The organism is Streptococcus oralis, assembly GCF_001579525.1.
In the GTDB taxonomy this organism is placed as follows: Bacteria; Bacillota; Bacilli; order Lactobacillales; family Streptococcaceae; genus Streptococcus; species Streptococcus oralis_M.
On sequence record NZ_KQ970788.1, the window covers coordinates 165,231 to 177,601 of the forward strand.

A 12,371-nucleotide genomic window follows, 5' to 3' on the forward strand; every position below is an offset into this window, starting at 1 on the left:
TTTAGGAGTAAACTATTAACCAGTTAAGTATTAGAGAGGAGTTTCTGCAATTTAGAAATGAATTGCAACTAGAAATATCAAAAAGAAAGAGAGTTTCGATGAAAATTAACAAAAAATACCTTGCTGGTTCTGCGGCAGCTTTAATTTTAAGTGTTTGTTCTTACGAGTTGGGACTGTATCAAGCCAGAACAGTCAAGGAAAATAACCGTGTGTCTTATGTTGATGGTAAACAGGCTGCGCAAAAAACGGAAAATCTGACTCCTGATGAGGTTAGTAAAAAAGAAGGTATCAATGCCGAACAAATCGTCATCAAGATAACAGACCAGGGCTATGTCACTTCACACGGCGACCACTATCATTATTACAATGGCAAGGTCCCTTATGACGCTATCATCAGTGAAGAGTTGCTGATGAAGGATCCAAACTACCAGCTCAAGGACGAGGATATTGTCAGTGAAATCAAGGGCGGTTATGTTATCAAGGTAGATGGAAAATACTATGTTTACCTTAAGGACGCATCCCATGCGGATAATGTCCGTACAAAAGAAGAAATCAATCGACAAAAACAAGAACATAGTCAGCATCGTGAAGGAGGGACTTCAGCAAATGATGGCGCGGTAGCCTTGGCACGTTCACAGGGACGCTACACCACAGATGATGGTTACATCTTTAATGCATCCGATATCATTGAAGATACTGGTGATGCTTACATCGTTCCTCATGGCGACCATTACCATTACATTCCTAAGAGTGAGTTATCAGCCAGCGAATTGGCTGCAGCAGAAGCCTTCCTATCTGGTAGAAGTGGTCAATCAAATACGCCTACTTATCGCCGTACCAATAACAACAGTGCTAGCAGCGATGTAGATAGATGGACCCCATCCTATAATAATCAAGGCAACAGCTATAGCTATACGAACACAACCAACAACAGCAACACTAACAGTCAAGTCAATCAAAGTGATGAGGATATTGATGGCCTTCTGAAACAACTTTATGCCTTGCCACTCAGTCGACGACACGTAGAATCTGATGGCCTTGTTTTTGACCCGGCACAAATCACAAGTCGAACAGCCAGAGGAGTTGCTGTGCCTCATGGGAACCATTACCATTTCATCCCTTATTCACAGATGTCTGAATTGGAAGAACGAATCGCTCGTATTATTCCTCTACAGTACAGTTCGAACCATAGGGTGCCGGATTCAAGACCAGAACAACCAAGTCCACAACCGACTCCGGAACCTAGTCCAAGCCCGCAACCTGTACCAAATCCTCAACTAACTCCAAGCAATCCAATTGATGAAAAATTAGTTAAACAGGCTATTCGAAAAGTAGCTGACGGCTATGTCTTTGAGGAGAATGGAACCTCACGTTATATTCCTGCCAAGAAGCTTTCAGCAGAAACAGCAGCAGCAATTGATAGTAAACTAGCCAAGCAAGAAAGTTTTTCTCATAAACTCGGAGCTAAGAAAACCAATCTCCCATCTGGTGATCGAGGATTTTACAATAAGGCTTATGATTTACTATCAAGAATTCATCAGGACTTACTTGATAATAAAGGTCGTAAAGTTGATTTTGACGCTTTGGATAAACTGTTGGAACGTTTAAATGATGAAAGCAGTGATAAAGTTAAGTTGGTCGAAGATATACTTGCATTTCTAGCACCGATTCGTCATCCAGAACGTTTAGGAAAACCAAATGCGCAAATTGCCTACACTGATGATGAGATTCAGGTAGCCAAGTTGGCAGGCAAGTATACAACAGAAGATGGCTATATCTTTGATCCACGTGATATCACCAGTGATGAGGGGGATGCCTATGTAACTCCACATATGACCCATAGCCATTGGATTAAAAAAGATAGTTTGTCTGAAGCCGAAAGAGCGGCAGCCCAGGCTTATGCTAAAGAGAAAGGTTTGACTCCTCCTTCAACAGATTATCAGAATCCAGGAAATACGGAGGCTAAAGGAGCAGAAGCTATCTACAACCGCGTGAAAGCAGCTAAGAAGGTGCCGCTTGATCGTATGCCTTACAATCTCCAACATACCGTGGAAGTTAAAAACGGTAGTTTAATCATTCCTCATTATGATCATTACCATAACATCAAATTTGAGTGGTTTGACGAAGGACTTTATGAGGCACCTAAGGGGTATAGTCTAGAAGATCTCTTTGCGACTGTAAAGTACTATGTCGAACATCCAAGCGAACGTCCGCATTCAGATAGTGGTTGGGGCAATGCAAGTGACCATGTTCAAAGAAACCAAAATGGTCAAGCTGATACCAATCAAACGGAAAAACCATCAGAGGAGAAACCTCGGACAGACAAACCTGAGGAAGAAAAGCCACGCGAAGAGAAGCCTCAAAGTGAGAAACCAGAATCTCCAAAACCAACTGAGGAGCCGGAAGAAGAATCACCAGAGGAACCAGAAGAACCTCAGGTCGAGACTGAAAAGGTTGAAGCGAAGTTAAGAGAGGCTGAAGAGCTACTTGCAAAGATTCAAGACCCCATTATCAAGTCCAATGCCAAAGAAACTCTCACAGGATTAAAAAACAACCTGCTATTTGGCGCCCAGGACAACAATACCATTATGGCTGAAGCTGAAAAGTTATTGGCTTTATTAAAGGAGAGTAAGTAAAGGTAGGAGCATTTTCTAGTTCCTAAAAACAGGATAGGAGAACTAGAAAAGTTAAAATCGAAAATGAGAACAGAATGTAAGTTCTAGTTCTCATTTTTTTCATGAAAATATGTAAAATATCTTGACATATAGTGTAAATAAAGATAAACTATTTACTAGTTAATTAAATGGTTAAATACTAGTTAAGGAGTAACAATGAAAAAAAGAACATTTCTATTATTAGTGGTAGGTCTCTTGGTTCTTGTCTTAGGAGCATGTAGTCAAAAAGAAAAACAAGAAGCAAAAGGAATGAAGATTGTAACAAGTTTTTACCCAATCTATGCCATGGTCAAAGAGGTATCAGGTGACTTGAATGACGTACGGATGATTCAGTCAAGTAGTGGGATTCACTCCTTTGAACCGTCAGCAAATGACATTGCTGCTATCTATGACGCGGATGTCTTTGTCTACCATTCTCATACGCTCGAATCTTGGGCGGGAAGTCTAGATCCAAACTTGAAAAACTCAAAAGTTAAGGTTTTAGAAGCTTCTGAAGGAATGACGTTGGAGCGTGTACCAGGTTTGGAAGATGTTGAAGCTGGTGACGGCATTGATGAAAAAACACTCTACGACCCTCACACTTGGTTAGATCCAGAAAAAGCAGGTGAAGAGGCACAGATTATTGCAGACAAACTTTCGGAACTTGATAGTGCCAATAAGGAAACGTATCAAAAGAATGCTAAAAACTTTATTACTAAAGCCCAAGAATTGACTAAGAGGTACCAGCCTATTTTTGAAAAAGCGAGTCAAAAGACCTTTGTTACACAACACACAGCCTTTTCTTATCTCGCTAAACGCTTTGGTTTGAAACAACTTGGTATAGCAGGGATTTCCCCTGAACAAGAGCCAAGTCCGAGACAACTAACAGAAATTCAGGAATTCGTTAAAACCTATAAGGTTAAAACCATCTTTACTGAGAGCAACGCTTCTTCTAAAGTCGCTGAGACCTTGGTTAAATCAACGGGAGTTAGTCTAAAGACACTCAATCCTTTGGAAGCAGATCCTGAAAATGATAAAACTTACTTAGAAAACCTTGAAGAAAATATGAATGTTCTTGCAGAAGAATTAAAATAAGGAGATGATGAAAATGAATAAGAAATACCTTGTGGCAGGATCGGCTCTTGTCCTTTCCCTAAGCCTTTGCATCTATGCATTGAACCAACACCAGGTAGAAGAAAACAAAGATAATAACCGTGTGTCTTATGTCGATGGGAAGCAAGACTCTCAAAAAACAGAGACCCAAACACCAGATCAAGTTAGCAAAAAAGAAGACATTCAGGCTGAACAAATTGTTGTGAAAATTACCGATCAAGGTTATGTGACTTCACACGGTGATCATTTCCATTATTACAATGGTAAAGTTCCTTTTGACGCGATTTTCAGCGAAGAACTGTTGATGAAAGATGCCAATTATCAACTGAAAGACGCTGATATTGTCAACGAAATCAAAGGTGGTTACATTATCAAGGTGGATGGCAAGTATTATGTCTACCTTAAAGATGCGGCACATGCTGATAATGTTCGTACGAAGGACGAAATTGAGCGCCAAAAACAAGGTCATACTCATGATGCACCAACTTCTAACAGTGCAGTGACACTTGCGCAATCACAAGGCCGTTATACTACCGACGATGGCTACATCTTTAATCCGTCTGATATTATAGAGGATACTGGAGATGCTTATATTGTCCCTCATGGTGGACATTACCACTATATTCCAAAGAGCTCCTTGTCTGCTAGTGAATTGGTTGCTGCCCAAGCCTACCTTTCTGGAACTAGAAAACAAGCAAGTGTGACTGACTATCGTCCGAGTCCAAACACAACTAGTCAAACTAGCAATCTGAGTCAAGAAGCTGAAAGACCAAGCAATCCAGAAGAGAGCTTACAGAGTCTATTGCAGCAACTCTATGCTCTTCCAAGTAGTCAACGTTATGCTGAATCAGATGGCTTGATTTTTGACCCTGCTAAGATTTCGAGCAGAACAGCAAGTGGCGTGGCGATTCCACACGGAAATCACTATCATTTCATCCCATATACAAAACTTTCTGCCTTGGAAGAAAAGATTGCACGTATGCTTCCTTTATCTAGCGACAGTGGGAAGCCAACACCTTTGGAAAATCCAAGCAAACCAACAGAACATCCAGCCCAACCAGATCATCCTCATGACCAAGACGGTAACCATGGAAGTCAGGATACCAACCATGAAGAACATGACCATGATGGAGAGGAGCATGACCACCATCACGGTGAAGAACATGATCATGGTTTTGCAGCTGACCGTGTTATTAGTGAAGATGAGCAAGGGTTTGTAGTTTCTCATGGTGATCATAATCATTACTTCTTCAAGAAGGACTTGACTGCAGCTCAAATCAAAGCTGCCCAAGATCACTTGAAAGAAAATCATCAGCCTCAGCACGTTCAACCACTCGCAAAAAGTGTAGAGTCTTTCTCAAGAGATGCTAGCGATGAAGAAAAGATTGCTTACATTTCTAAGACATATGGGGTTCCACTCGAAGCGATTCGCATTTCAAATGGATTCTTTGTCTTTGGAAATCCGGATCAAGCTTATGATCCAACCCATATCCATCCCTATGCCGTTCGAAAAGAACATGTTCGTATTCCTCTCCAAACTGGAAATCCAGAACTGGATTTCCTAAATGAACTGTATACGACTGCCCTACGTGATGGGGTATCTCCTTATAGTTTACAGGTAGAAAGTGGTAGTTTTGTGATTCCACACGGAGACCACAATCACTACATCAAGGTTCAAACTAAGGGCTATGAAGTAGCTTTGAAAAATAAGATTCCGGCCCTACAATCGACCTATCAACCTGGGGCTTTTGATGAACAAACGGTTCTATCTAAAGTGGATCAACTGTTAGCAGATAGCAGAAGTCTCTACAAAGACCAGCCAATCATGCAGAGACGTGTTGAACTTGCTTTGGGACAATTCACCGAAAATATGAAAAAATTGGCAACAAACTCAACTGCTGGATATCTAGCAGCCTTGGATCTCTTTGATAAACAGTATATCCATGTGGATCAAAGTGTGGCACCGGTTGAAACTTCACCTTTAGATAAGAAGTACCAAGCCCTAGTAGATAAGATCAATACACTGGATACAGATACTTATGGCTTGCCTAAGAAAGATCTTTTGGTACATTTGCAGGAAGCAAAACTAGCACAGGATGAGACAGAGTTGGCTGCCATTGAAGCGAAACTGCAGGCCTTGCAAGATTTCCGAGATCGGACAGGAGTCACAACAGTTGAGTACATCAAGTATTTCTATGAACATGTGTCTGATGGTCGTTTGAGAGAAGAACTTCGGAACCGTGTTGCCAAGTTGACTTGGGAACTTTACCAGTCACAATCTTTCCTCAAAGCAACCGACTTGAACAAGCTATTCCCAACTATTTACCAAACTAAGCTAGAAGTAGAAGAGGCTCTCAAAGAAGAACCCGTATCTACAAAAGCTGGTAAGACTATTCTAGATACGGAAAAAGTAGATAGTCAAACTGCTAAGACCGCCATCTATGAATTCCTAAAAGAACTCTACGGTGATTTTATGCCAGAAGAGCGAGTTAGCCATGTTAAGAAGGAAGAAGTGGATGCTCTCCTAACTAAAGCTGCTCAACTCCTAGCACGTGTCAAAGAAGATGGTGTCAAACAATCCCTAGCTGAAGAAGTAGCTAATATCAAAGCGGCTACTGAAAAGGAAAATGCAGACCTTGACGAAGCTAAAACACAACTTGAGGATCTTTTAAATCGTATTGCAGCGACTATCCAACGAGAGAAAAAAGAAGCGGAACAAGATCCGCAAACCGTGATCATCTACCAAAAACTCTATAATGTCTTGCTCTCTCTTCACAAGTACTTAGAGGATAACAAAGGATCCGATGCTGACTTTGAACGTGTCGATGCCCTATTTGATCAACTTGCAGCCAAAAGCAGTGATAAAGAAGGTCTCCTCACTCTAGCTAAAGAAATCATTATCTTGAACCAGGAACTCCGTTCAAAAGCAAGTGAAACTGATAGCCAATCTAAGTCTGAGAAAGACAGTGAAACAGCTACTTCTCAACCAACAGAAAAGCAAGCACAAAGTGAGTCTGAGACAAGTGCTCAACCAAATGAATAAAAAGAAAGGCGAAGTAGCTGAGCTACCTCGTCTTTTTTAGTCTTTATAAGATACAATGCCAATGATGGTATCCACCGCACGCTCCATAGTTTGAAGGCTGACGTATTCAAAACGTCCATGCATGTTTTCACCACCAGCAAAGATATTTGGAGTTGGAATTCCCATAAAGGAAATCTTAGACCCATCTGTTCCACCACGGATTGGTTCGATAATTGGCGTGATACCTAAATCTTCCATAACAGCCTTAGCAATGGTAACAGGCATCATGTCTTTCTCAATGACTTCCTTCATATTGTAGTACTGGTCTGTCAGAGTCAAGCTAACGCGATCATTCCCAATCTCTTGATTCATCTTGTCTGCGATGGCTTGCATAGCTGCTTTACGCGCTTCAAAGGCATCCTTTTCAAAGTCACGGATGATGTAGCTTGCACGCGCCTCCTCGACACTACCTGACACATCCATAAGATGATAGAAACCTTGGTAACCATCTGTCAGTTCAGGTCGGTCATTCTCTGGAAGTTGATTGTGAAAATCAATTGCTAGCTGAAGGGCATTAACCATCTGACCTTTGGCAGTACCAGGATGAACATTGCGTCCTTGGAAATGAAGCTCAGCAGCAGCGGCTGAAAAAGTCTCGTACTGAAGTTCACCTAGTGGGCCACCATCAACAGTATAGGCAAAGTCAACGTCAAAATCTTCTGCATCAAACTTGTTAGCACCAACACCGATTTCTTCATCTGGCCCAAAACCAACGCGAATCTCACAGTGTTTGATTTCAGGGTGAGCAGTCAGATATTCAATAGCTGTCATAATCTCAGCAATACCAGACTTGTCATCAGCACCCAGCAAGGTCGTGCCATCGGTTGTGATGAGTGTTTGGCCTGGATACTTCTCAATGCTCTTGAAATCAGCTGGATCCAATTTGAAACCAGAGTTTCCAAGTTCGATAACTCCACCATCGTAATTTTCGATGACTTGCGGATTAACTCCTTCAGCATTGAAGTCAGCAGTGTCCATGTGGGAGATGAAGCCAATCTTGCGTGGCAGGCTGGGATCATTAGCTGGTAAGGTACCAATAGCAAAACCATTTGGAAGGTAGTAGACGTTTTGCAGACCGACACGTTTCATTTCAGGAATAAGAACATTGGTCGCAAAATCTACCTGGCTTTGCGTACTTGGAGTAGTAGTAGAATATTCATCAGAACGCGTGTTGACCTTAACGTAGGTCAAGAAACGATCTAAAAGGTTCGGATAAGTCATAAAAACTCCTTTTACAATTAAAAATAGAATGCTATCTTCAGAAAAAACTAATTCCGAAGGTTTTATGATTTAAAAAATATAATAACTCAAATCCATAATAATCTCAAATAGAAAAACGGTTATTCTATTCTTTTTTCATTTTACCATAGAATAGTTTGAAAGACAAAGAAGAATCATACTCTTTTATTAATTAACATAATATAAAATTAATCATATTAATTGACACTGCGTGAACTTTATTGTACAATTATCTTGTAAATGTCCTAGATTGATATAGTAACAATATTAGTACATTCTAGTTAAGGAGAATAAAATGAACATTCGCTTCGATTTTAAGAAAGTTCAAATTATTGCGCGCCGTTTAGTTACACTGTTAGCTATTCTCTTTTTGTGTGCTCCGATAAGTCTGTTAAATGCAGATTCTACTACAGAACCTCAGACAACTCTTCATAAAACGATTACTCCGATATCAGGACAGGATGACAAGTATGAGTTGTCATTGGTTGGATCAATGTCTATGGCACCAATATTGACTATCCCTTAGTCCAAGCCAAGGACAATGAAAAGTACCTGAACAAGGACTCAAAGGGAGAATTTGCCGCAACAGGAGCTATTTTCCTTGAGGCTCGAAATGAATCCAAGTTCGAAGACTTTAATACTATCATCTACGGACACCATGTAGAAAATGGGGTTATGTTTGGAGATGTAGCAAAGTTTTCTGATAAGGAATTTTTTGACCAGCATCGTTACGGTAGTATTTACTATAATGGTGTTGAAAAAGGTCTTGAGATCTTTGAGATGCTCGAGGTGGACGCCTATGACTTTAACATCTACGATCCAGGTATTAATGGAGATGATCGGCGCCAAGAATATATCGATCACTTACTCTCGGTTGCCATCCACAAGCGGGATATTACACTGGGGCCGAATGACCATATCATCCTCCTCAGTACCTGTTTCCTAGACGTAACAAATGGGAGACATATCGTAGTTGCCAAGATTACGGATACGGTTCCAAAGAACACCTTCCATACGAAAAAATCAAAACCATTCCCTTACAGTGTCTTTGATGATTCATCGCTTGGACGATTTCTCTCATCGATTCCTTTGTGGATATGGTACATCATCTTATTTATCTTGCTCTTGTTATTGATCTTCTTGCTCATCATCCTCTACTTGATATTGCGACGAAGAAGAGAAGCAAAAGAAGAAGCAGATAGTATTACTGACTAAACTAATGATAAAAGAGAAAGGGACAGTCTCTCTTGCTCTTTTATTTTCAAGGCTAGAAAGGAGAAAGAAGGAAATATGAAAACATCTACGAGTCGCAAAGTTATAAAGGTCATTCTATCCCTCTTTCTAGCTTTTTTCTGTCTTTTTGCAGCTGATAGAGTCCTTGCGAGCGACTACGATCACTATAATCCCATTGAAAAAGATGCGAGCAGTACTGGTTTTGAAACCCTGCAGCACTTGAATAAGGATGTTTGTGGTTGGATTAGACTTGATGGAACCAAGGTAGACTATCCTCTCTTGCAGAGTCAGGATAATGTTAAATACCTTGACCGAAATGCCTTTGGTGATTATACTGTGTCGGGGTCTATTTTTCTAGACTATCGTTTTAATCCAAATTTTACCGACTTTAACACCATTATCTACGGTCACTCTATGGCCTCTGGTGCCATGTTTGGTGAGATACAAAAGTTTGCTAACCAAGAGTTTTTTGAAAATCACCGTTATGGCTCTATCTATTATAATGGTCGTGAACGAGGGCTTGAGATTTTTGGGATTTTAGAAGTAGATGCTTATGACACGGAAATTTATCGAACCCTGAGTTCCAATGACGAGGAACACCAGGCCTACTATCAATATCTGCTAAGTAAAGCCAAATACAAGCGAGATGTTTCTTTGACCTCAACGGACAAGATAGTTATGTTAAGCACCTGTTTCCTTAACATAACTAATGGACGACATATCCTGTTAGCTAAAATAACGGATGCGCCGGTAAAAGTAGCACAGGATAAGAGTGGGGAAGCAGTAGGAACACGGTATTTCGATCATGGAATTCCAAGCCATTGGATTTACATCCTAGCCTTTCTACTCCTTATTATCGTCCTCTTACTTCTTATCCTCATCATCCTAATCATGAGACGAGATAAAAAGACTAAAGACAAAAAGAAATAGTAGACGTCGGAAGCGTTTACTATTTTTTCTTTCATGATAGAATAGATAGTGAAAATAATATCATAAGGATGATAATATGAAAAAAGCAATATTAATGATGACCTTTGGATCGCCAGAGGAGATTAGTTTTGAAGGGGTAGCGGAATTCTTTACAAACATTCGTCGTGGAGTTAGACCCCAAGACCACGAGATTCAGACTCTCTATGACAACTATGTCCTTATCGGTGGGACGCCCTTGCAGAGGATTACACGTGAGGAGGTTGATTTAGTCAAGGAACGTTTAGGCGAGGAGTACGGTATCTACTTTGCCAACAAATTTTCTCGTCCCTTTATTCCAGACGTGATCAAGCAGATGGAAGCTGATGGTGTTGAAGAATGTATCTGCTTGATTTTGGAACCTCATTATTCTTTTTACTCAGTCATGGGGTATGAAAAGTTTCTGGAAAGCCAACAGATCCGATTTTTAGTAATTAAGGACTGGTATCAACAACAGCCTTTGCTGGACTTTTGGACAGATGAGATTAGAAAAATTTTACGAAACCATGTGGGAGAAGAGTCCTTCAAGGTAATCTTTTCAGCACACAGTGTTCCCATTTTTGCCTTGGACTATGGAGATTCATATATCGATCAAATTTTCGATAATAGCAAGCTAATCGCTGAACAACTCGGCCTAACAGCCGATCAGTATACCAATACTTGGCAGAGCGAAAGCGATATTGGAATCCCTTGGATCAAGCCAGATGTCTTAGAATATTTACGAGAACAAAAGCAACATCCAGAGCATTATATTTTTGTACCGATTAGTTTTATCAGTGAGCACATTGAAGTTCTTTTTGATAACGATGTAGAATGTTATGAGTTGTGTCAAGAATTAGGTGTCACCTACCATCGCCCACCTATGCCCAATACGGATAGCCATTTAATTGACGCTTTAGTTGCTACTGTACGAGCCAACGAAAACAAAAAATTTAAAGCTTTTCTCCCAGAAGAAGAAACCTTTGATGAGTTAGCGCCTTCGGCAACTACCAAGGACATCATGAAAGAGACAGACGATCTTCAGATGCCAGAATTTGTCAAAAAACTCATTGAGAAAAAAGGCCGTAAAAATGTGAAGATGCCTTACTTGATTAAGAAAATGCTCGAAAAGGCTGGGAAGTTACCAAAAGAGTAAAGAAAAAAGAATTTAACTTAAAGCTAAATCCTTTATCTGTTTTATTTTTTCTCAAGAAGAGCTTTGATTTCTTGAAGAACTTCAAGTTCAGTTGGAGCAGCAGGTGCTTCCTCAACCACTTCCTCTTTCTTACGAAGGTTTTGCGCTTTTTCCATACCTTTAATAACGAAGAAAAGCACAGTACCTACAACGAGAAAGTTGATAATAGCACTCAAGAATTTACCATATGTAACACCATTCCATGCAAGCTCAGCTATGTTTTGTACTTGCGCAGCTTCCAAAGCTGGGTTCAATAGAAGTGGAGTGATGATATCATTAACAAATGAAGTAACGATAGCACCAAAAGCAGAGGCAATGATTACACCGACAGCAAGGTCAACAACATTACCACGAAGCAAGAATTCTTTTAAATCCTTTAACATTTTCATAATGTCCTTTCCTAAATTTCTATCTAATTATATCTTAATTTGTAAAAGAAATCAACATAGATGCTCAGGAAGTCAGTCATAGCTTTTAAATATATAGATTTTACTGAAAATATAGTTTAAAATGATGATCAAAATTTGTGCTAGGATAGTTTCAACCGTATTGACCCTATCTATATTATATTCAACAAACTGGCCAATAACATCAGGAAAGGTTGTAACAAAGATATAAGTTAAAAGAATGTCAAGACAAAGTGTAGAGAGACGAGCTAAGAAAAATTTAGCCAGACGGGTTGGCCAATTTCTTCTCTCTTGTTTAAAGACGATTGTATCATTTGTGAGAAAGGCAAAGAGAATCCCGATAATATTAGCTAGGGCAGTTGCGAGGATTTCCTGGTGGCTGATATGGTAAATAACCAAACGTGATGAAATAGAAACCAGAGTCGTAGCACCACCGAAAAATAGGTAGGAGAGAATCTCGTTATCAAAGAAAGCTTTTATTAGTTTTTTCATGATTTTAGTAT

General features: G+C 40.0%; 8 protein-coding genes and 2 pseudogenes. 7 read left to right on the forward strand and 3 right to left on the reverse strand.

Annotation, left to right across the window (positions count from 1 at the left end):
* The first annotated feature begins 98 nt into the window (after positions 1-98).
* From SORDD25_RS00820 to SORDD25_RS00830, 3 genes are all read left to right on the forward strand, one after another.
* A complete protein-coding gene (locus tag SORDD25_RS00820) occupies positions 99-2,636 on the forward strand; it encodes a pneumococcal-type histidine triad protein (protein WP_061852259.1) in 2,538 nt (845 codons plus the stop codon).
* A gap of 195 nt (positions 2,637-2,831) precedes the next feature.
* Entirely contained in the window at positions 2,832-3,749 is a 918-nt protein-coding gene (locus tag SORDD25_RS00825; RefSeq protein ID WP_061852260.1) for a metal ABC transporter substrate-binding protein, read from the forward strand.
* 13 nt (positions 3,750-3,762) lie between these two features.
* Positions 3,763-6,810 (forward strand): pneumococcal-type histidine triad protein, encoded by a 3,048-nt coding sequence (locus SORDD25_RS00830; protein WP_061852261.1) that lies wholly within the window; start codon positions 3,763-3,765, stop codon positions 6,808-6,810.
* A gap of 36 nt (positions 6,811-6,846) precedes the next feature.
* On the opposite strand, the gene pepT is transcribed toward SORDD25_RS00830, so the two are convergent.
* Positions 6,847-8,070, reverse strand: coding sequence for a peptidase T (gene pepT / locus SORDD25_RS00835; RefSeq protein ID WP_061852262.1), 1,224 nt, complete (start codon positions 8,068-8,070; stop codon positions 6,847-6,849).
* 313 nt (positions 8,071-8,383) lie between these two features.
* Between pepT and SORDD25_RS00840 the strand changes: the two are divergent.
* The 4 genes and pseudogenes from SORDD25_RS00840 to hemH form a co-directional block, all read left to right on the forward strand.
* Positions 8,384-8,572, forward strand: a pseudogene (locus SORDD25_RS00840) (adhesin); the annotation flags it as partial.
* Positions 8,566-9,303: pseudogene (gene srtB, locus SORDD25_RS00845) on the forward strand (class B sortase); the annotation flags it as partial. The pseudogenes SORDD25_RS00840 and srtB, both read left to right, overlap by 7 nt.
* A 75-nt stretch (positions 9,304-9,378) precedes the next feature.
* Complete coding sequence (gene srtG2, locus SORDD25_RS00850; protein ID WP_081103623.1) at positions 9,379-10,251, forward strand: PI-2 pilus system class B sortase SrtG2; 873 nt, start codon at positions 9,379-9,381, stop codon at positions 10,249-10,251.
* A gap of 76 nt (positions 10,252-10,327) precedes the next feature.
* Positions 10,328-11,422, forward strand: coding sequence for a ferrochelatase (hemH, locus tag SORDD25_RS00855; protein WP_061852263.1), 1,095 nt, complete (start codon positions 10,328-10,330; stop codon positions 11,420-11,422).
* Between the two features lie 41 nt (positions 11,423-11,463).
* Here the strand turns inward: hemH and mscL are convergent, their stop codons facing one another.
* Positions 11,464-11,844 (reverse strand): large conductance mechanosensitive channel protein MscL, encoded by a 381-nt coding sequence (mscL, locus tag SORDD25_RS00860; protein WP_061852644.1) that lies wholly within the window; start codon positions 11,842-11,844, stop codon positions 11,464-11,466.
* A 78-nt stretch (positions 11,845-11,922) separates the two neighbouring features.
* Positions 11,923-12,360, reverse strand: coding sequence for a GtrA family protein (locus SORDD25_RS00865; RefSeq protein WP_061852264.1), 438 nt, complete (start codon positions 12,358-12,360; stop codon positions 11,923-11,925).
* Between the last annotated feature and the right edge of the window lie 11 nt (positions 12,361-12,371).

What these genes read in the sequence shown, in the direction of transcription:
- mscL (WP_061852644.1), bottom strand. Translation starts at nt 11,844, where the DNA reads ATGTTAAAGGATTTAAAAGAATTCTTGCTTCGTGGTAATGTTGTTGAC.
- SORDD25_RS00820 (WP_061852259.1), top strand. Translation starts at nt 99, where the DNA reads ATGAAAATTAACAAAAAATACCTTGCTGGTTCTGCGGCAGCTTTAATT.
- SORDD25_RS00865 (WP_061852264.1), bottom strand. Translation starts at nt 12,360, where the DNA reads ATGAAAAAACTAATAAAAGCTTTCTTTGATAACGAGATTCTCTCCTAC.
- SORDD25_RS00825 (WP_061852260.1), top strand. Translation starts at nt 2,832, where the DNA reads ATGAAAAAAAGAACATTTCTATTATTAGTGGTAGGTCTCTTGGTTCTT.
- srtG2 (WP_081103623.1), top strand. Translation starts at nt 9,379, where the DNA reads ATGAAAACATCTACGAGTCGCAAAGTTATAAAGGTCATTCTATCCCTC.
- SORDD25_RS00830 (WP_061852261.1), top strand. Translation starts at nt 3,763, where the DNA reads ATGAATAAGAAATACCTTGTGGCAGGATCGGCTCTTGTCCTTTCCCTA.
- hemH (WP_061852263.1), top strand. Translation starts at nt 10,328, where the DNA reads ATGAAAAAAGCAATATTAATGATGACCTTTGGATCGCCAGAGGAGATT.
- pepT (WP_061852262.1), bottom strand. Translation starts at nt 8,070, where the DNA reads ATGACTTATCCGAACCTTTTAGATCGTTTCTTGACCTACGTTAAGGTC.